18 protein-coding genes, 1 tRNA gene and 1 pseudogene are annotated in these 18,585 nt (G+C 60.4%); 11 read left to right on the forward strand and 9 right to left on the reverse strand.

Translation table 11 applies throughout. The features are described 5' to 3' along the window. Positions 1-5: 5 nt before the first annotated feature. The 3 genes and pseudogenes from MGEO_RS15380 (at position 6) to MGEO_RS15390 (ending at position 3,123) form a co-directional block, all read left to right on the forward strand. The gene (locus tag MGEO_RS15380; RefSeq protein ID WP_085639758.1) at positions 6-1,016 is read left to right on the forward strand and encodes a C45 family autoproteolytic acyltransferase/hydolase; all 1,011 of its coding nucleotides are present in this window, start codon (positions 6-8) and stop codon (positions 1,014-1,016) included. A 99-nt stretch (positions 1,017-1,115) separates the two neighbouring features. After that, a pseudogene (locus tag MGEO_RS15385) lies at positions 1,116-1,774 on the forward strand (IS6 family transposase). Positions 1,775-1,869: 95 nt separating this feature from the next. Beyond that, positions 1,870-3,123, forward strand: coding sequence for a D-amino acid dehydrogenase (locus MGEO_RS15390; protein ID WP_085639761.1), 1,254 nt, complete (start codon positions 1,870-1,872; stop codon positions 3,121-3,123). A 455-nt stretch (positions 3,124-3,578) separates the two neighbouring features. On the opposite strand, the gene MGEO_RS21185 is transcribed toward MGEO_RS15390, so the two are convergent. Continuing rightward, on the reverse strand, positions 3,579-4,013 hold the full coding sequence (locus MGEO_RS21185; protein WP_143746280.1) for a hypothetical protein: 435 nt from the start codon (positions 4,011-4,013) through the stop codon (positions 3,579-3,581). Between the two features lie 271 nt (positions 4,014-4,284). On the opposite strand from MGEO_RS21185, the gene MGEO_RS15395 reads away from it, so the two are divergent. Continuing rightward, positions 4,285-4,941, forward strand: coding sequence for a tyrosine-type recombinase/integrase (locus MGEO_RS15395; protein ID WP_085639764.1), 657 nt, complete (start codon positions 4,285-4,287; stop codon positions 4,939-4,941). Between the two features lie 74 nt (positions 4,942-5,015). Here the strand turns inward: MGEO_RS15395 and MGEO_RS15400 are convergent. Next, positions 5,016-5,089 (reverse strand) — tRNA-Cys (locus MGEO_RS15400). A gap of 162 nt (positions 5,090-5,251) precedes the next feature. Between MGEO_RS15400 and MGEO_RS15405 the strand changes: the two genes are divergently transcribed. The 3 genes from MGEO_RS15405 to MGEO_RS15415 all read left to right on the forward strand — a co-directional run bounded on the left by MGEO_RS15405 (position 5,252) and on the right by MGEO_RS15415 (position 8,656). After that, complete coding sequence (locus tag MGEO_RS15405; RefSeq protein ID WP_085639767.1) at positions 5,252-5,905, forward strand: protein-L-isoaspartate O-methyltransferase family protein; 654 nt, start codon at positions 5,252-5,254, stop codon at positions 5,903-5,905. Between the two features lie 54 nt (positions 5,906-5,959). Further along, positions 5,960-7,369: a TolC family outer membrane protein gene (locus MGEO_RS15410; RefSeq protein ID WP_085639770.1), complete on the forward strand. Its 1,410-nt coding sequence runs from the start codon at positions 5,960-5,962 to the stop codon at positions 7,367-7,369. 69 nt (positions 7,370-7,438) lie between these two features. Further along, a complete protein-coding gene (locus MGEO_RS15415; RefSeq protein WP_085639773.1) occupies positions 7,439-8,656 on the forward strand; it encodes a hypothetical protein in 1,218 nt (405 codons plus the stop codon). Between the two features lie 95 nt (positions 8,657-8,751). On the opposite strand, the gene MGEO_RS15420 is transcribed toward MGEO_RS15415, so the two are convergent. Then, entirely contained in the window at positions 8,752-9,075 is a 324-nt protein-coding gene (locus tag MGEO_RS15420; protein WP_072776460.1) for a DUF6280 family protein, read from the reverse strand. Between the two features lie 215 nt (positions 9,076-9,290). Here MGEO_RS15420 and efp point away from each other — a divergent pair, with 215 nt between their 5' ends. Continuing rightward, on the forward strand, positions 9,291-9,854 hold the full coding sequence (gene efp, locus MGEO_RS15425; protein ID WP_085639775.1) for an elongation factor P: 564 nt from the start codon (positions 9,291-9,293) through the stop codon (positions 9,852-9,854). A gap of 412 nt (positions 9,855-10,266) precedes the next feature. Here efp and ygfZ read toward each other — a convergent pair whose 3' ends face one another. The 6 genes from ygfZ to thrS all read right to left on the reverse strand — a co-directional run bounded on the left by ygfZ (position 10,267) and on the right by thrS (position 15,856). Next, positions 10,267-11,010, reverse strand: coding sequence for a CAF17-like 4Fe-4S cluster assembly/insertion protein YgfZ (gene ygfZ / locus MGEO_RS15430; protein ID WP_085639778.1), 744 nt, complete (start codon positions 11,008-11,010; stop codon positions 10,267-10,269). A 58-nt stretch (positions 11,011-11,068) separates the two neighbouring features. Next, positions 11,069-11,641 (reverse strand): DoxX family protein, encoded by a 573-nt coding sequence (locus MGEO_RS15435; RefSeq protein ID WP_085639781.1) that lies wholly within the window; start codon positions 11,639-11,641, stop codon positions 11,069-11,071. Between the two features lie 26 nt (positions 11,642-11,667). Continuing rightward, positions 11,668-12,402: an HvfC/BufC N-terminal domain-containing protein gene (locus MGEO_RS15440; RefSeq protein WP_085639785.1), complete on the reverse strand. Its 735-nt coding sequence runs from the start codon at positions 12,400-12,402 to the stop codon at positions 11,668-11,670. Continuing rightward, positions 12,399-13,256 (reverse strand): MNIO family bufferin maturase, encoded by an 858-nt coding sequence (bufB, locus tag MGEO_RS15445; RefSeq protein WP_085639788.1) that lies wholly within the window; start codon positions 13,254-13,256, stop codon positions 12,399-12,401. The genes MGEO_RS15440 and bufB overlap by 4 nt, the downstream gene beginning before the upstream one ends. A gap of 83 nt (positions 13,257-13,339) precedes the next feature. Next, a complete protein-coding gene (locus tag MGEO_RS15450; protein ID WP_085639792.1) occupies positions 13,340-13,642 on the reverse strand; it encodes a BufA1 family periplasmic bufferin-type metallophore in 303 nt (100 codons plus the stop codon). A 234-nt stretch (positions 13,643-13,876) separates the two neighbouring features. Continuing rightward, a complete protein-coding gene (gene thrS, locus MGEO_RS15455; protein ID WP_085639795.1) occupies positions 13,877-15,856 on the reverse strand; it encodes a threonine--tRNA ligase in 1,980 nt (659 codons plus the stop codon). A gap of 308 nt (positions 15,857-16,164) precedes the next feature. Between thrS and MGEO_RS15460 the strand changes: the two genes are divergently transcribed. The 3 genes from MGEO_RS15460 (at position 16,165) to MGEO_RS15470 (ending at position 18,563) form a co-directional block, all read left to right on the forward strand. Next, positions 16,165-16,410: a hypothetical protein gene (locus MGEO_RS15460; protein WP_085639798.1), complete on the forward strand. Its 246-nt coding sequence runs from the start codon at positions 16,165-16,167 to the stop codon at positions 16,408-16,410. 104 nt (positions 16,411-16,514) lie between these two features. Then, positions 16,515-17,762: an MFS transporter gene (locus MGEO_RS15465; protein WP_085639801.1), complete on the forward strand. Its 1,248-nt coding sequence runs from the start codon at positions 16,515-16,517 to the stop codon at positions 17,760-17,762. 60 nt (positions 17,763-17,822) lie between these two features. Beyond that, positions 17,823-18,563, forward strand: coding sequence for an alpha/beta hydrolase (locus tag MGEO_RS15470; protein ID WP_085639804.1), 741 nt, complete (start codon positions 17,823-17,825; stop codon positions 18,561-18,563). The last annotated feature ends 22 nt before the right edge of the window (positions 18,564-18,585 follow it).

The raw sequence follows: 18,585 nt of genomic DNA on the forward strand, positions 1-18,585 counted from the left end.
GATGTATGTCACTCACTTTCAGAGCGATATCGGAAGACGAGCCTGGCCCGAAATGGGCCGGGCTCTTTGCCGAGTATCGAACGGCCTATCTGGACTGGTGGGCCAGCGAAGGGCTCTCCGGCCGTCCGACCTACCTCGAATGCCGGCGGGCGTTCAAGAAGTACATGCCTGAGCTTCTGTCTGTTTACGATCAGCTGTGCGCATTGGCCGGCGGAGGCGATATGGAGGCGCGATTTCTCAGCTTCTATTGCCCGCCCCGATACCTGACTGGGTGCAGCCAGGCGGTCTGGTCCGGGGATGAGCCGCTGCTGGTGAGGAACTACGATTACAACCCGCACGCGGTCGATGCGGTGCTGTTGCGCACCAATTGGCAAGGTCGGCAGGTTATAGGCATGTCGGATGGCCTCTTCGGTCTCATTGACGGCATGAACGACGCGGGGCTGGTCGCGTCGCTGACCTTCGGTGGACGGCAGGCGACAGGCGTCGGCTTCGGCGTGCCGGTGATCTTGCGCTACATCCTACAGACCTGCACCACCGTGGCCGAGGCCTGCGAGGTTCTGACCAAGGTGCCCTGCCATATGAGCTACAACGTGACGGTTCTGGATGCCAAACGGCATTTCCTGACCGCCTATCTGGCGCCCGACCGGCCGCCGGTGATCTCACGCGCGGCCGTAGCGACCAACCATCAGGAGCGAGTTGAATGGAAAAGCCACGCAAGGCTGACTGCCACCGTCGAGCGGGAGCGTTATCTTCTCCAACGGCTGACCCTGCATCCTGAAACGCAGGATCGGTTCATCGCTGCGTTCCTGAAACCGCCGCTCTATTCGCTGGCCTTCGATCGGGGGTTCGGGACGCTTTTCACTGCCGCCTATGCCCCGTTGCGCGAGCAGGTGGAACTGCTCTGGCCGGGCACGAAATGGGTCAAGACCTTCGGCGATTTCATCGAGGATCGTATCACGGTCACCTATCCGATCGGCGGCACCTTTGAACGGCGGAGTAATACTCGGCCATGGTAGCGGCGGCGTTGTGCTGTCGCGGGCGGCGTGAAGGTCGTCCATGGAATTGTCAGAGCAAACTTGGTTGAACCGGGCAGAGTGCTTTCGTAACCTCGTTTCATGATCAGACGTTCGCCTTTTCGCTACTTCAAAACCAGCCAGGAGGGTCTTGTCAGAAGAACTTTGCTTGAGCGAGGCATCGACGTGAGCCACGAAACTGTCCAATTTTTTGGAACAGGTTTGTCCCGATGTTTGCTGCTGAGATCAGACGGAAGCGTGTTCAGCAGCGGCGCGCGTCATCGAAATGGAAGTGGTACGTGGACGAGGTTTTCGTGAAGGTAAATGGCAGGCGGGATTATCTTTGGCGGGCTGTTGATCACGAAGGTGAGGTGCAGGAAGCCGTTGTCACCAAACGCCGAAACAAAACTACAGCGCTGAAATTCCTCAAGAAATTGACGAAGCGCCATGGTTGTTCGGAAGAGATCATCACTGACCGTCTTGAGTCTTGGAAAGCAGCGCTCCGCGAGCTCGGCGCGTTGGACAATCAGCGCACAGGCAGATTTTTCGACAACCGAGTTGAGAACTTGCACCTGCCGTTCCGACGAAGAGAACCCGCCATGCAGCGATTCAGACGCATGCGAAGTCTGCAGAAATTCGCCGCCGTCCATGCCTCCGTCTACAACCACTTCAACCAAGAAAAATCGCTCACGAGGCGAGACATCTTCAAGCTGACACGTAGTTCCGCACTTGCCGAGTGGCGCGAACTTGGCGTGGGATAAAGGACAGGGTCACTGGCCGAACAGAGACGAGTTTCAATTCGTTTGACAGCAACATCATAACCGCTGCGTGTTGAGAAACCCGGGAGACCAGAGAAATGAAAGTCGTTGTCATGGGAGCGGGTGTCGTCGGTGTCACTACGGCGTGGTATCTGGCGCGCGGGGGGGTGGAGGTCACCGTGATCGACCGGCAGCCGGGCCCCGGGCTTGAGACAAGCTATGCAAATGCCGGTGAATTGTCCTACGGGATGACATCGCCATGGGCCGCGCCAGGCATTCCAATGAAGGCGCTCAAGTGGCTCTTTATGAAACGCCGACCACTCTTCATCTGGCCGCTCATTAGCCCGACCATGTGGGTCTGGGGTCTCCAGATGCTCCGCAACTGTAACGAAGGGAGTTACCGGATCAACAAGTCTCGGATGGTGCGGATTTCGAGCTACTCGCGCGATTGCCTGCCCGAGTTGATCGCCAAGACCGGGGTTGAATATGACGGCCGCGAGCAGGGGACTTTACAGCTGTTCCGCACCGAGAAGCAGCTCAAGGCGTCAAAGGCCGATCAGGAGATCCTGGCCGAATACGACTCTCCCTTCGAGGTTCTCGACCGGGACGGGTGTGTCGCCGTCGAACCCGCGCTTGCGCATGTCCGCGACAAGTTCGTCGGCGGCCTCAGACTGACATCCGACAGGACCGGCGACTGCAGGATGTTCACCGTCTCGCTGGCCGAGAAATGCGCTGAGGCCGGTGTCGAGTTCCTCTATGGCCAGACGATTCAAAGCATCGATGTCGAAAACAATCGTGTCGTCGGAATAGAAACGGAGCCCGCCGGGCGGATTACGGGGGACAAGTACGTCTGCGCCATGGGCAGCTATGCGCCACGCGTGCTGAACCCGATCGGTATCCGGCTCCCAATCTATCCGGTGAAGGGCTACTCGGTCACGTTGCCCGTTGTGGACGATGAGGGCGCGCCGCAGTCGACGATCATGGACGAAACCCACAAGGTGGCGATCACACGGCTTGGCGACCGCATCCGGGTTGCTGGACAGGCCGAGATCGCAGGCTACTCAGGGCGCTTGGGTCCGCACGCGACCGATACGGTACATTACGTCGTCAATGATCTCTTTCCAAAGGGCGGCGATCTCTCGAAATCCGAGGGTTGGACGGGCCTGAGGCCGATGACGCCAGACGGCACGCCTGTCCTCGGATCGACCCGCCTGAAAAACCTTTTCCTGAATACGGGGCACGGCACGCTTGGCTGGACGATGGCGGCTGGGTCCGGGAAAGCGGTGGCCGACCTTGTGCTGGGTCATAAACCCGCAATCGATTTTGATGGCCTCACAGCTGAGCGATATTGAATGGTAGCCGACAAAGCGGAAAGAGTTTGAAGTCACTCCGGCATGGTCGGGAATAACTGCTGGGGTCGCCCTTCACGCGTTTTTTTAGAGGCATCCTAGGGAATACTTCGTGGCGTGGCCGCAGTGAATGACGGGCTTGATGAGTTGCGCAGCAGCTTCTTGGAGGCCGGTCTTGAGCGTGATGAGATCAGTTTGAAGCTTACCCGGCGTTGGTGAGGTAGTATTCTATCTCTTGCGAGGCGAAGCGGTCATCGTCTGCTCGCGCGAACCCTATGAGTATCATCAAAATATGAGCGCAAATGGGGCTTGTATCGGGTTCTTTCTGTACTCAGCTGATGCGACGCTTCGCGATCTGATAGAGGCAGCGACGGATCTGCCTTGGCTAAAAGCGGAACTTGTACATCTGGAGTCCGCCGAGAAGGGCCCGTGCCGAGATGCGTGCGCCTTAAATAGTTTCAACTCTCCGCATCGAGAGCAGCTTGCGCGTCATTTTGTTGAAAAAGCAAATGACGAGTTTCGTCTGCAAGGACATTCGCCGCACTAAGTGAAACAGAAAGCTGTCCGTCCGAGCCTCGTGACACCCAGCCCTTGTCTTGTAGAATTTTGACCTTGCGTCTGACAGTTTCACGCGGAATTCCGGAAGACTGAGAGACTGACTGGAAATTACATGATTTCGAACTCTCATCTTTATGATGCGTGTTAGTCATGTCTGGCGACGATGCAAACTCAGTTGGCCGCGGAGCTGGCCTAGACTGGCTTCCGATCACTGCAAGAACGAGCATAAGGTCAAGATCCCCATCAAAGCGTTCGCGAAGTTGGACAAGAAGTCCGGTCAATCCGGTCAAATGGTCCGGCCAGATCGAACCACGGATTTCCTGGCCTCGGTCCATTTGCAATACTCCAGTTGGCTTTTGAAAACGCCTGCCCAGTTTGGGCGTCTTACATGTGGCAGGTCAATCAACTTGCCCCTGTGGTGTGCCTGGATCGTTCACTTGTTTTTGTTTGGCACATTCGATCAGCATTTGGGCCAACAGTACTGGAACCAAAAATGCGTGGTCTGCTTGCCTCGCACCAAAACGGTTTGGGTCCACCGTATTGGTAGACCCGTTAGCGTTCTGTGCCAATCAGGCGTCGAGGAAGCACTCTCCAAAACAGCACGACATGGCCGGAACGCATGCTGTGCGAGTGTTGAATTGGGCCGTTGAAGAAGGACTTCTATCAGAGCATCACTGTCATCGACTACCCAAACTATATGAGGTTGATCGCTCCGAAGTCGTTTGGACGCCATCCGATCGGCAAGCCGTTAACGCAATAGCACCAGAATGGATCCAGCGCATTCTGTGTGTTGCCTGTGAAACAGGATTGAGACCAGGTGACCTCATCAAGCTCACCAAGGCATCTGTCGAAAACACACCTCTCGGGCGTCGTCTGAGAGTGCGGACGAGCAAACGTGGACGTGTGGCTCACATTCCTATCACTCAAGCACTCGCAGAGGTCATCGATGCAACGCCAAATGACCGGCTTCTGATCCTGACAAACGCCAGTGGGGGACAATTGACTGAACATCGCGCCTCAGAAGGCTTGCGGCAATGGCGTGACAAGGCAGGGCTAAGCCAGGAACTCCGTCTGCAAGACTGCAGAGGAACAGCGGCGACTAGGCTACTCAATGCGGGTCTCAGCTTATCTCAGATCGCAAGTCACATGGGTTGGTCACTGCGTCATGCCGCCAATGTCATTGAGCACTACGCGCGTGTTTCGCCGAGTGAAACCGATGCTGTTCTGGTCAAGCTGGCTGAGTCCAGAAAGACCGCAAAGTGAATAAAACTGTAAACGGTGCTGTAAACGATGTCTTCCGCGCGCCGCAATATTTGGGTTAAGTGATTGATTTTAAATGGAGGCGAGTACCGGAATCGAACCGGTGTACACGGATTTGCAATCCGCTGCGTCACCACTCCGCCAACTCGCCAGAGTGGCGTTCTGATTAGGCGGTTGGGCGGGGCGGGTCAAGCGGATATCGGCGACTTTGCGTACTGCGTGATGTGGCAGTATTTCGCGCGTTCTGCACATTGCTGAAAGCGGCCAGCTGTGGCAGAAGTCCCGCAATGAACTGAACGGACGAGTTTAGCCCATGACAGACTTTGCTGCCCGCCGGACCATGATGGTCGACACCCAGGTGCGTCCCTCTGATGTGACCAAGTTTCCGATCATCGATGCGATGCTCTCCGTCCCGCGCGAGGTCTTCGTCCCGCGCGAGCAGGTTGAGGCCGCCTATGTCAGCGAGAATGTCCCGCTGGCGCCGGGGCGGGTGGTTCTTGAGCCGCGCACTCTGGGCAAACTGCTGGACGCAATGAACATCGAAGGTGACGAACTCGTTCTCGATATCGGTGCGGGCTATGGATACTCTTCCGCCGTCGTGGCCCGGATGGCCGAGGCTGTGATTGCCGTTGAAGAGGACGAAACGCTGGCCTCCGAGGCGCAGGGCATCCTGTCCGAGCAGGGGGCCGACAACGTTGTCGTTCATCAGGGACCGCTGACCGACGGAGCCGCACAGCACGGCCCGTATGACGCGATTCTCATTCAGGGTGGCGTGGAAACCGTCCCGGACACACTGATCGACCAGCTCAAGGAAGGTGGACGGATCGGCTGTGTCTTCATGGAAGGCGCGTTGGGCGTTGTCAGAATCGGCTACAAGATTGATGGTGAGGTGACCTGGCGCTTTGCGTTCAATGCGTACGCGCCGGTCATGCCGGGATTTGCCAAAGAGGCAGCCTTCGCGCTGTAAAGGTCCCGCTGCCGAAACAGATAAAAACCGACAGGGTCTTGGGGGAAAGCAGGAATGGCAAAACGAACGAAACTGGCGGCCCTTGCTGTGGCTCTGGGTCTTGCGGTCAGCGCGTCTGTGGCCAAGGCCGAAACACTCGCCGATGCGATGATCGGCGCCTACAACAACAGCGGCCTGCTTGAACAGAACAGGGCGGTTCTGCGGGCGGCGGACGAAGATGTGGCTCAGGCCGTCGCGGCGCTGCGCCCGGTGATTTCTTGGTCGGCGGATGCGACCCGCCAGTTCGGCACGACCCGCAGCGCGACCACCAACAATCTGATTTTGCCAACGGTGTCGAACACGGCTTCGGCGAGCCTGATCGCAGAACTGACGATTTTCGACAACGGTCAGGGCAAGCTTGCCATCGAAACCGCGAAAGAGGCGGTGCTGGGGACGCGTCAGTCTTTGGTCGGGATCGAACAGCAGGTGCTGCTGGCCGCCGTCGAAGCATTTCTCGAAGTGCGCCGGGCCATCGAGAACGTTGCGCTGCGTGAAAACAACGTTCGCCTGATCACACAGGAACTGCGCGCGGCGCGTGAGCGGTTCGAGGTCGGCGAGGTCACCCGCACCGATACATCGCTTGCAGAAGCCCGTCTTGCCGCCGCCCGCAGCCAGCTGGCCGCGGCGCAGGGGGCGCTGACCATTGCGCGTGAACAGTATCTTGCCATCGTTGGCCGCCTGCCGGGCGCGCTTGAACCCTTGCGCAGCCTGCCGAATCTGCCCGGCTCGGTCGAGTCGGCCAAGGCCATTGCCGTGCGCGAACACCCGCAGGTCAAATCGGTGCAGCATCAGGTTGCAGCGGCCGAACTCAGCATCCTGCGTGCCGAAGCCGCAATGAAACCGACGGTCCGTCTGGCCGGGCGTCTGAACGTGACCGAAGGGCTCAACACCGACCGCTTCACGCGCGGAGGTTCGGTCGGCGTCGAGGCCGGTGGACCGATCTACCAGGGGGGGCGTCTGACCTCGCTGGTGCGTCAGGCCATGGCCAACCGCGACTCCTCGCGGGGGCAGCTCCATCAGGTGATCGATCAGGTGTCGCAGAATGTCGGCAACGCCTACGCGCAGCTGCGAATCGCCCAGGCCAGTCTTGAGTCGACGGAACGGCAGGTCCGCGCCGCAACCGTGGCCTTCCGGGGTGTCCGCGAAGAGGCGGCATTGGGTGCCCGGACAACGCTTGATGTCCTCAACGCCGAACAGGAGCTTCTGAACGCCCGATCCGCCCGGATTTCCGCGCAGGTCGATGAAAGCATCGCTGCATACCGGGTATTGTCGACGCTGGGGCGCCTGACGGCGACGGATCTGAGGCTGAACGTTCAGCAATACGACCCGATTTCTTACTACAATCTGGTGAAAGATGGCCCGATCCAGAAAAGTAAGCAGGGTCAACAGCTTGACCGTGTTCTCAAGTCACTAGGAAAAAACTAAGTTTTTCCTCATCGGTTGTGCCGATTGTTCCTCCAAGCTACTCTGTAGCCGAGGAAGCAGTGGTGAACCATGTCTGATCCTGTGACAAACGTGGAAATTGAGGACGTCCTGTCGTCAATTCGCAAGCTTGTGGCCGAGGAAACCCGGGCACCCGCGCCTGCGCGCAAGCCGACCTCGGTGGGGCGTCTTGTGCTGACACCAGCGCAGCGGGTGCATGTGGACGAACCCGCGACGGAACCGGTTCTGCTCACCCAGCCGATTGTCGAAGGCACCCGCCCGAGACCGGTCGAAGACACCGCTTTCGAAGACATTCCCGGCGATGCCCGGCTGGCCGATTTCGGTGATGTCGAAGCGGCATTTCCCGATATCGACAGCTATGAACAAGGCAGCGCCGCTGAGGACGAGGCCGCGCAGGAAACCGCTTGGGAGCCGGAGCAGGAACCGGATGCCGAAGACCTTGCGCTTGCCGAAGACGAACAGGAGCAGGACGCGTGGACGCCTGAACCGGATGACACCTCTGCCCGGAGTGACCTCAGCCGCCTGATCGAAGAAGAGCTTGCTGCGGCGCTGGGGGTTTCCGACGCCGCGGACACCACGCACGACGCAAGCTCCGGCTCTGATGACGAAGACGAACGCGCCTTCGACGAAGAGGTGGGTTGGGACAGCGTGGATCCCGTCGAAGACGGGTACGAGGAAGACAGCGCCTATCAAGAGGTCGCGGACACCACGGAAGAGGCCTGGGCCGTCGAAGTGCCGGAACCCGTCGAAGCTCGGGAACCCGACATCCCGCCACAACCGGCGCCCCCGCAAACCCTTGAGGACAAAGTCGCGGCGCTGAGTCGGCTTGTTTCGCGCGACACTGAAGAGTTCGAGGAAGAGCGGGATCAGCCCGATGCCGACGAACTCACCGCGACTGCCGAACCGATGGAATGGCCCGACCCGGCCCCGTTTGTCGAGGTCGAGGAAGAACCGGTCGAGGCGTCATCGAATGTTCTGCACGCACCTGATGTCTGGCCGCAGGCCACCCGCTCGATGCCGATACCAGAACCCGAACCCCAGCCTGAGCCGGAGGTCGAAGCGCAGTCTGATCTGCCCGTGCCCGCCGAACATACGCCGGAACACGCTGCGCCGGCCCTTTCCATCGACGAGGCCGAGTTGCGCGACATGGTTGTCGAAATCGTGCGCCAGGAATTGCAGGGCGCCTTGGGCGAACGCATCACGCGCAACGTGCGCAAACTGGTGCGCCGCGAGATTCACCGCATGCTGATTTCCCAGGATTTCGAGTGATCCGCCAGGCGGACCGGACTGCCCCGAACCCCTGAAATCCCATAGAAAAACGCGCCCCGATACAGGGCGCGTTTTCTGCATTCAATAGCAGAGAGTTAAGCGGCTTCAGCCTGCTGTGCAGCAGCGTTGCGGCGTTCGCTTTCCTCGCGCGACAGCGCAACGGAGGTGCGAACACCCTTGCCGACAAATTCCATCAGCCCGGCAACGACACGTTCGTTCGGGTCGATCCCGGCGCAGCTCAGAACCTCACGGCCATCGCGCGACCGTGCCCAGCGGGCGATCTGCTCGGGGCCATTGCCATATTTCTTGTCGTCTGCGATTGCATCGTCCAAAGCAGCAAGAACCACGGCAGCAAACAGCTTGCGCGCGCGATTGCCTTGCTCTGCGTTGAAGGCGGTACCGTCAACGAAATCCTTCATGATCCGTCCTGTGATTATTGCTCTTGTGTTTTCCGGCGTGAAGCTGCTTATGACCTATTCGTGTCGATTCGGATACCCTAGATTTGCATACCTTTTATGCAAATACTGCATGGCTTACCCCGTGCCCGGCACGATATCTGGTCATCTGGACAGCTTCCCATCACCCAGATATAGGGGCCTCCAAAGTCTGATCAACCTTTGAACAAAGTTTTGCCATGCCCAAAATCAACGGTAACGAAATCCGCCCAGGCAACGTACTGGAACATAATGACGGCCTCTGGGCCGCCGTGAAGGTCGAGCATGTGAAGCCGGGGAAGGGCGGCGCTTTTGCCCAGGTCGAAATGAAGAACCTGCGCAACGGCTCCAAGCTCAACGAACGCTTCCGCTCGGCGGACAAGGTCGAGCGTGTGCGTCTGGAACAGAAGGACATGCAGTTCCTCTATGAAACTGACGGGATGCTCGTGTTCATGGACACCGAGACCTACGATCAGGTCGAACTGCCCGCCGACATTCTGGGTGACCGCCGCCCCTTCCTTCAAGACGGCATGACCATTGTGGTCGAATTCTACGAATCCGAGGCGCTCAATGCGACGCTGCCGCAGAAGGTCACCTGCCAGGTGACCGAGACCGAACCTGTGGTGAAAGGCCAGACAGCCGCCAACAGCTTCAAACCGGCGATCCTCGACAATGGCGTCAAGGTGATGGTTCCGCCCTTCATCGCGCAGGACGAGATGATCGTGGTGAACACCGAAACCATGGAATATTCCGAGCGCGCCTGATCTCGGGAGCTGTGACAAGCCCGGTCGACCGGGCTTGTCCGCATTTTCGAAAATGCGGGTCAGAGCCTTTGAAGGCTCTGGCAAGACCTTTCGAAAGGTCTTGGCACCGCGCGCAGGTTTTCCAAATCCTTAACGTCTGACACCGCATACCCCCGCCCACGATGCGCATCGAGCGGGAAGGGTCACTCCCATGCCGCGACACATGAACTGACACTCTCTTGATCCCCGACAGGGGCGACCATGAGAAACCGGTTTCACGAAGGCCCCAAGGGGCACAGGTCCCGGGAACACCCGGCAGTTGAGAGAACCGTCAGGCTCAAAGGGCGGCGCCGCTTCTTCTCCGAATTCAAATGGGATCCTCGGGTCAGACCCGAGGACGACACGCACGCATGTACGGTTGAACGCCTCGGCGTCAGCCTTGCTCGGTAACCAGCGACACCTCAGCATCCCCGGCCATCATTGCCCCCTGCGCCCGGTCAAAGCGTAGATAGGCCAGACCACGCCCGTCCGCTTGGGTAAAGAGCGTGCCTGCCGGTTTGCCCTCGACCTCGATCTCTGTTCCAACCGGCGCAGCACCGGTGACAGCGACCTGCGCCAATCCCTTGCGCAGTTCGGTCTTGTGCTTCATCCGCGCGGTGACTTCCTGTCCGACATAGCAGCCCTTTCGGAAATCGACCCCGTTCAGCCGTTCGAACCCCATTTCCAGGATGAAACTGTCGGGTGTCAGTTCGACCCCGCTTTGCGGCACGCAGGCTGCCACGCGCAGCGCCTCCCAGTCGACGCTGTCATCCCCCGGCTGCCCGTCATAGCCGCGCCAGCCCAGCGACGGATCGCGCGGATCGGCGAACGCCCCGTCCGGCGCATCTCCAAGCCCGCGCGTCACCACGCGGTCTGTCTCTTCGATCTCGACCTTGGAGCGCAGCTTGTACATCGTCAGCGCCTGCCTGAGGCCGGGGGCCAGACCGCTGTCCACGTCCAGCAGGATGTCGTCGCCCATGGGGACAAGGAAGAAATCCGCGCGGTACTTGCCCTGCGGGGTCAGCATCGCGGCATAGAGCAGGCCCTGATCCAGCCGTTCGACGTCATTGGTCACAAGCCCCTGAAGAAAGTGCCTCGCGTCCGCGCCGCTGATCCTGAGAACTGTCCGGTCCGTCATCTGTGCCCCCTGCCGTTGCACTGACAGAGATAACGGTCATCGGGTGGCGTGCAAGGGGTCAGGCGGCGGCAGCCTGACCAAGAATCTGCCGCGACAGGATCCGGTCGAGCGACAGGGCACCGGCCCCTTTGATCACCAGCGTGACGAGGACCAGCATCCAGAACGCGCGCTGGTCGAGGATCACGCTGTCCGGCACCTTGTCAAACCACGCGCCCAAAGTCTCGGGATGCGCGATCCCGCCGTGCCCGTAGAGGTCGGTCAGGGATTGCACGACGACGAACCCGATCATGCCCAAAGCCGCGAGGCGGGTGAACAGCCCGATTACAATCAACAGCGGCAGGATGAATTCGGCCCAGGTCCCCGCAACTACCACGGCCCAGTGAAAAACGCCAAGCTGTGACACGTCATAGACAACGGCTTCCATCTGCTTCGGGAAGATCTGCGCGTAAGCACCTGTGGAGGGGATGAAAATGCCCATGATCCCATCGCCCAGCTTGGTCAGGGCCGAGGACCAGAAATAGACCAGAAGCGTCGCCGCAAATACGAACCGCGCAAGCAAAGGAACAAGCCCGTCAAAATGGCGTTCGATCGCGGAAAAGAGAGAGTCGTGAAGAAAAGCGAGGCGGTCCATGTCAGCGATCTTTCGTTTGGGAAATGTCAGTGGTTCAGGCCGGTTATCGCCTGTTGTGAGAGCAGGAGATTAAGCAGGGCGGCAAGATCGAACGCTTCACCGCCCTGGTCGATGGCGGTGCCGAAGGACGCTCCGTTCTGAAGCGCTTGCATCACGTCTCCCGCGCCGGGGCCAAGCACGAAGGGCTTGGGGTCGTATTCGGCGCGCAGGATCAGCACGTCCTCGGCCTGACCGCTCGGTTTGTCGCCGCCGCGCAGGGTGTAGCGCCAGATCGTGCCGATGGGCCATTGCGACCGAAGCAGGATCATCGACGGCGCGAAATCGAACCGTGTGGCGAGCAGCGCCTCTTCGTCGGGCGTCTGCAACGCGGTGGCGTCGATGCCGGTGCTGTCGGCGGCGTGGTAGCTCTGGCGCATGGCGACATCGATGCGTGCGACATCGGCCAGATATGGCAGGTGCTTCAGCTGATCGAGCGAAGCCACGAACTCCGGCAGGCCAGCCCCGTAATGCATCATCAGCGGTGAGGTCGGTGGCGACTGCCGCAGATAGGCACGGGCGACATGGTCGAAATTCTCGCGCCCGATCAGGCCCACAAGCGACGGGAACCCTTCGGCCAGCGCCTCGCGCAGGGACACGGTGACGTTGTTGCGATAGACGCCGTAACGCCATCCGGCAGGTCGGGCCTGCGCGTCGGTCAACCCGTCTGGCACAGGGGCGGCGGGGTTCAACAGTCCGCTGTGAAAGGCGGTTTGATCGGTCATGCCAGCACGCGGGTCAGGGCGGAGGCAGCGCGTCGGGCCTCATCGGCCAACACGGGCCAGTCGGGTACATCGGTGTCCCACTCGACCAGCAGCGGCTTCGGCCCGGATTTCGCCAGCGTGTAATCCAAGAGCGCCCAGACCGGGTCCACGACCTCGCGCCCGTGGCTGTCGATCAGCAGGGGCGCACCGTGGTCGTCTTCGTCCTCGTCATGGCCGCCAAGGTGAACCTCGCCAACGGCATCGAGCGGGTAGGCGTCGATATAGCCCTGCGGGGCGTAGTCGAGATTGGTGGCAGAGACGAACACGTTGTTCACGTCCAGCAGCAGACCGCATCCGGTGCGGCGGACGATCTCGGCCAAGAAATCGGTTTCCGACCATGTGCTTTCCGCAAAGGCCAGATACGAGGACGGGTTCTCGAGCAGCATCCGGCGGCCCAGAACGGTCTGCACCTCATCGATGTGATCAGCCACACGGGTCAGAGTGGCATCGGTATAGGGGAGGGGCAGCAGATCATTGAAGAAATGGCTGTCATGGGTCGACCATGCCAGATGCTCGGAAAAACTGGCCGGGTTGAGCCAGTCGCAGAGATGTTTCAGCCGTGCGAGGTGGTCGGAGTCCAGACGGCCCTCGCCGCCGATGGAGAGGCCTACGCCATGCACCGAGATCGGGAAGCGTTCGGCGAGAACGCGCAACTGCGCGATCGGGCGACCGCCATCGCCCATGTAGTTCTCGGCATGGATTTCCAACCAACCGACGGGGGAGGGATCGGCCAGAATCTCCGAGAAATGCTGCGGCTTGTAGCCGACACCGGGCAGGTTGGGGAGATGAGGGAAGGCGTGCGTGGCGTCAGGCATGGCGGTCGTCCTTGGTGCAATGGCCCCGCGGGGGCCGAAGCGCGAGGCAGGCCGGGATGTGCCCCGGCCTGCCTCCGATTTGGTTAACCCGGCAGGTCGCGGTTCAGCTCTTCGAGCGAACCCATGCGCGCGGTGCCGTCTGCCATGGCGGGCAGTTCGATGTCGCCGCAGGTGCCGGCATCGACCAGCGTCCACGCGTTGCCCTGGTAGTCAACGGTCGAGGTGCCGGCGCAGGTTGTGCCCGGGCCTGCGGCGCAGTCGTTCTGCCCGGCAAGCGATACGCCAAAGCACTTTTCCTTGGCTTGCGCGGTTGCGGTGGTGGTGTGTGCGGCAAGGCTTGCTGCTACTGCGCCGACGATGGCAACGGTCTTGATGGCTTTCGACATTGGGTTGGTCCTTCTCGTTAAACCTGATTGTAAACTCGTTTCGGCACAGCGTCTGCCGCGTCGATATCATTAGCTTGCCTCTGGTCAGCCAATCGCGCCATTCACGGCGGTGTGTTTCACGCGGGCGTGACGCCGGGTGAGGCTTGGAAGAGCCGGTTTTCCTTTGTTTTCGGGCCAAAAAGAAAGGCCCCGTAACAAAACGGGGCCTTTTTGAAACCATCCAGCACTGGAATGTTACAGAAGATCGGGCGGCGTCGCCTCTTTTCCGAGGCTGCTCACGATCTCCGCCAGCGATGTTACAGAGGTCTGCTTCTCTCCGAGGCGGCGCACGGTGACGGTGCGCTCCTCGACCTCGCGGTGGCCGATGGCGAGGATGACGGGCACCTTGCCAAGGCTGTGCTCCCGAACCTTGTAGTTGATCTTTTCGTTGCGGGTATCCGCCTCGGCCCGCACGCCCGCCTTGGTCAGTTCCGCCACGACCTCGTTCACGTAGTCATCCGCCTCGGACACGATCGAGGCCACAACCACCTGACGCGGGGCAAGCCAGAAGGGCAGTTTGCCTTCCCAGTTCTCGATCAGAATGCCGATGAACCGTTCGAACGACCCAAGGCAGGCCCGGTGCAGCATGAACGGCCGGTGGCGATCACCGTCCTGACCGATATAGCTGGCGCCAAGACGCTCGGGCAGGTTCGGGTCAACCTGGAAGGTGCCGCACTGCCAGACACGGCCAATCGCGTCGGTCAGGTAGAAGTCGAGTTTCGGGCCGTAAAACGCGCCGTCGCCGGGTTCGAGCGTATATTCCCGACCCACTGCCTTGATCGCGTTTTCAAGCGCGCCTTCGACATAGTCCCAGCTTTCGTCGCTGCCGACGCGCTTTTCGGGGCGAGTGGCAAACCGGATCTCGAACTCGGGGAAGCCAAGCTCTTGATAGACATTGGCAAGGAAGTCGATGAACCGGGCACATTCGGCCTGGATCTGGTCTTCGGTGCAGAAGATATGCGCATCATCCTGCGTAAAGCCGCGCACGCGCATGATACCGTGCAGCGCGCCTGACGGCTCAAACCGGGCGCACGACCCGAATTCTGCCAGTCGCAAAGGCAGATCCCGATAGGATTTCAGACCCTGATTGAACACCTGCACGTGGCAGGGGCAGTTCATCGGCTTGAGCGCGTTGATGCGGGTGTGATCCTTGTTCTTGGCGCTGGCGTCGTCGTTTTCACCGTCGCGGCTTTCATCAACCTCAACGACAAACATGTGGTGCTGGTATTTCTCCCAGTGACCGGACGCTTCCCAGAGCTTGCGATCCACCACCTGCGGTGTGTTGATCTCAAGATAGCCACCCGCGCGCTGTTTGCGGCGCATGTAGTCCTGCAGGGCGGTGTAGACGGTCCAGCCATTCGGGTGCCAGAACACCTGACCGGGGGCTTCTTCCTGCATGTGAAAGAGGTCCATCTCGCGGCCCAGCTTGCGGTGGTCGCGCTTTTCTGCCTCTTCAAGGAAGGTCAGGTACTTTTTCAGATCATCGCGGTTCTTGAACGCCACACCGTAGATGCGCTGCAGCATCGGGCGGGTGTTGTCGCCAAGGAAATAGGCGGCCGAGACGTTCATCAGCTTGAACGCATCTGCGGGAACCTGACCGGTGTGCTGGAGGTGCGGACCGCGGCAGAGGTCCATCCATTCGCCATGCCAATACATGCGAATGTCCTCGCCCTCGGGAATGCGGTCGAGGATCTCGACTTTATAGGGTTCATCCGAGTCCGTGTAGTACTGGCGCACCTGATCGCGGGTCCACAGCTCGGTGCGGACTGCATCGCGGGCGTTGATGATTTCCTTCATCCGCTTTTCGATCGCGCCGAGATCTTCGGGGGTGAAGGGCTCCTGACGGTCGAAGTCGTAGAACCAGCCATTGTCGCGGACCGGGCCGATGGTGACTTTGACGTCCGGCCAGATCTCCTGCACCGCGCGCGCCATGATATGGGCAAGGTCGTGCCGGATCAGTTCGAGCGCCGGTTCATCGTCCTGCATGGTGTTGATGGCGATCTGCGCGTCGCTCTGGATCGGCCATTGCAGATCCCAGTGCGCCCCGTTCACGGTGGCGGAGATGGCTTTTTTCGACAGCGACTTGGAAATGCTCTCGGCCACTTCGGCAGGGGTTACACCTGCATCGAAATCACGCGCATTGCCATCGGGGAAGGTCAGGGAAATCTGGCTCATTGGCCCAGCTCCTCGTCAGTTTGGCGCCCACGGAACGCCCGGTTGCGGGTTATGTATCGTGCGCGGCTTTTGGCAGGGGGGGCGCGGCACGTCAAGACAGGGCGGGTCGGAAACGCCCCCCTGAGTCGCGGCTTTTGCGGTTGGGCGCGCAAGATTCTTGCGCGGTATACCAATGTATTATTGGAAAGCGTTTATTAACAATGGGTTAATCCTGTCTTTCCCTATGGACGAAAGCGACGCAATTGCTATGTATAACGACATTCCACTATCGGAAACTTTTGGCGTCATGCGACACGGGAGAGCAGACAATGCCCGGCTACAACAAGACATTCGAACTGTCCGTCGAAGACATGGAACTGATCGAGGACGCGCTGCGGACCACCAAGCGGTCTTTGAACTCTACCGTTCTGAGCCAGGATGCAGACCCGCTGCGCCCGTGTGAGAACACCCGCGCGGTGGATGCGTCGATGAAGCGGATCAATGATCTGCTGGGGCGCCTGCACAACCAGAAGAATTTCTATCGTCCCAAGACCGGCGCCTATATCGGCGGGTAACAAAATGGCGGGCGTGATGCGCCCGTGTTTTTCCGCGTAGGTCGGAACCATTTCCAAACACTGTGCGTTTGCCTGCGGTCGTTCACAGCCACAGGATTCGCCCTATGACCCACCCCGCCACCGACGCCTATGAAGAGATCACCGGGGCGGACGATTCGATTCGGGACCGCGAGGCGCGCAATGGGCTTCGGCACATGGTCAGCCTGTCGATGACCAAGGTGGCGGACGGGCTGATCGATCCCAAACTGGTGTTGAGTTGGCTGGCCGGTGCTTTGGGTGCGCCTGCCGCGCTAACCGGGTTGTTGGTGCCGATCCGCGAGGCGGGGGCGCTCCTGCCGCAGATCGTGTTTGCGGGTTGGGTGCAATCCTTGTGGCATCGCAAATGGGCGTGGGTCATCGGGTCCGCCGGGCAGGGGATCGCTGCGCTGGCCATCGTGTTCATCGCTTTGACGATAGAGGGGTTTGCCGCCGGTGTCGCGCTCTGTGCCGCTTTGGCGGTACTCGCCGTCGCGCGTGCGGCCTGTTCGGTGAGCTACAAGGACATTCTGGGCAAGACCGTCGGGAAAACCCGCCGGGGCGCAGTGACGGGGGTGGCCGGGTCGGTGGCCTCAATTGTGGTGATCGTCTTTGCCGGGTTGTTGATGTCCGGCCTGTTGCGCGACGTGATGCCGATTGTGGTGGCGATCACGTTGGCGGCGATGCTTTGGGGGGCCGCAGCGATCCTGTTTTCGTTTCTCGAGGAAAGGGCGTCGGAGGACACCGAGGATACGTCGGTGGATTTCACCCCGTTGCAGGAAGACCGGCAGTTTCGTCTGTTCATCGCTGTGCGCGGGTTGCTGACGGTGACGGCTTTGGCCCCGCCCTATTTCGTGCTTTTGGGCGGTGGGCAGTCTGCCCTGCAAGGGTTGGGGGCGTTGCTTCTGGCCTCGGCGGCGGCGGCGTTTGCGGGGTCTTATGTCTGGGGGCGGTTGTCGGACAAGTCCTCGCGCAAGGTGCTGTTCCTGTCGGGGATGCTGGCCGCCGGGTTTGCCACGCTGGCCGTCTTGGCCGAACTGAGCGGTTGGGCCGAAACCGCGTGGGTGATCCCGGTGATCCTGTTCTTTTTCATGCTGTCCTATCAGGGCGTGCGCTCGGCGCGGTCGGTCTATCTGGTGGACATGTCGCCGGAGAAGGCGCGATCGTCCTATGCGGCCTTGGCGAATACGGCGATTGGCGTGCTCTTGCTGATCACCGGGGCGTTTGGCGGGGTTTTGGCACTGGCGGGGCCGGTGGCCTCGTTGATCGGGTTTGCGGCGTTGTCACTGGCGGGCGGGTTGCTGGCGCTTCGGCTGGATGAAGTGGAAAACGGCTGACGCCTCTTGGGTTCCGGCGGGGTTTGCGTAAAGTCTTGCCAAACCGGAACGGAGGCAGGCATGACAGCAATCAAACACATCGACGGGCCGAACGGGCACAAGCTGGCCTACGCCAGGACCGAGGGCGAGGGGCCGGTGATCGTGTTCCTGTCGGGCTACAAGTCGGACATGGAAGGCACCAAGGCGGTGCATCTGGAAGCCTGGGCCAAGCTGACGGGCCGGGCGTTCCTGCGGTTCGACTATTCCGGGCACGGCATCTCGGGCGGTGTGTTCGAGGAAGGCTGCATCGGCGACTGGGCGCGGGATGCGCAGGCGGTGATCGAAGCAACCTGCGAGGGGCCGGTGGTGTTGGTCGGATCAAGCATGGGGGGCTGGATCGCGTCTTTGATGACGCAGCGCCTCAGGCATGTGGTGGGATTTGTCGGCATTGCCGCAGCACCCGATTTCACCGAGGACGGGTTCTGGGCCGGGTTTTCCGATGAGCAGCGCCAGCAGATCATGCAGGACGGGCAGGTTGCGCTGCCGTCCGATTATGGCGATCCCTATATCGTCACCCGTCGTCTGATCGAGGATGGGCGCGAGAACCTTGTCCTGCGTTCGCCACTGCACATGCCTTATCCGGTGCGGTTGGTGCAGGGGACCGAGGATACCGCTGTCAGCCGGGAAACGGCGTTGCGGTTGCTGGATCATATCGACAGCCCCGACCTGCGACTGACGCTGGTCAAAGGCACCGATCACCGCTTTTCCGAACCGCAGAACCTGCGCCATATCGAAGAGGCGATCCTTGAGGTTCTGGCCTGATCGCAGGTTTTTGCAATCGTAT

The sequence above is a fragment of the Marivita geojedonensis genome (assembly GCF_002115805.1).
Lineage (GTDB): Bacteria > Pseudomonadota > Alphaproteobacteria > Rhodobacterales > Rhodobacteraceae > Marivita > Marivita geojedonensis.

Coding starts and splice junctions, on each gene's coding strand:
- MGEO_RS15380 (WP_085639758.1), top strand. CDS start 6: ATGTCACTCACTTTCAGAGCGATATCGGAAGACGAGCCTGGCCCGAAA.
- MGEO_RS15390 (WP_085639761.1), top strand. CDS start 1,870: ATGAAAGTCGTTGTCATGGGAGCGGGTGTCGTCGGTGTCACTACGGCG.
- MGEO_RS21185 (WP_143746280.1), bottom strand. CDS start 4,013: ATGGACCGAGGCCAGGAAATCCGTGGTTCGATCTGGCCGGACCATTTG.
- MGEO_RS15395 (WP_085639764.1), top strand. CDS start 4,285: ATGGCCGGAACGCATGCTGTGCGAGTGTTGAATTGGGCCGTTGAAGAA.
- MGEO_RS15405 (WP_085639767.1), top strand. CDS start 5,252: ATGACAGACTTTGCTGCCCGCCGGACCATGATGGTCGACACCCAGGTG.
- MGEO_RS15410 (WP_085639770.1), top strand. CDS start 5,960: ATGGCAAAACGAACGAAACTGGCGGCCCTTGCTGTGGCTCTGGGTCTT.
- MGEO_RS15415 (WP_085639773.1), top strand. CDS start 7,439: ATGTCTGATCCTGTGACAAACGTGGAAATTGAGGACGTCCTGTCGTCA.
- MGEO_RS15420 (WP_072776460.1), bottom strand. CDS start 9,075: ATGAAGGATTTCGTTGACGGTACCGCCTTCAACGCAGAGCAAGGCAAT.
- efp (WP_085639775.1), top strand. CDS start 9,291: ATGCCCAAAATCAACGGTAACGAAATCCGCCCAGGCAACGTACTGGAA.
- ygfZ (WP_085639778.1), bottom strand. CDS start 11,010: ATGACGGACCGGACAGTTCTCAGGATCAGCGGCGCGGACGCGAGGCAC.
- MGEO_RS15435 (WP_085639781.1), bottom strand. CDS start 11,641: ATGGACCGCCTCGCTTTTCTTCACGACTCTCTCTTTTCCGCGATCGAA.
- MGEO_RS15440 (WP_085639785.1), bottom strand. CDS start 12,402: ATGACCGATCAAACCGCCTTTCACAGCGGACTGTTGAACCCCGCCGCC.
- bufB (WP_085639788.1), bottom strand. CDS start 13,256: ATGCCTGACGCCACGCACGCCTTCCCTCATCTCCCCAACCTGCCCGGT.
- MGEO_RS15450 (WP_085639792.1), bottom strand. CDS start 13,642: ATGTCGAAAGCCATCAAGACCGTTGCCATCGTCGGCGCAGTAGCAGCA.
- thrS (WP_085639795.1), bottom strand. CDS start 15,856: ATGAGCCAGATTTCCCTGACCTTCCCCGATGGCAATGCGCGTGATTTC.
- MGEO_RS15460 (WP_085639798.1), top strand. CDS start 16,165: ATGCCCGGCTACAACAAGACATTCGAACTGTCCGTCGAAGACATGGAA.
- MGEO_RS15465 (WP_085639801.1), top strand. CDS start 16,515: ATGACCCACCCCGCCACCGACGCCTATGAAGAGATCACCGGGGCGGAC.
- MGEO_RS15470 (WP_085639804.1), top strand. CDS start 17,823: ATGACAGCAATCAAACACATCGACGGGCCGAACGGGCACAAGCTGGCC.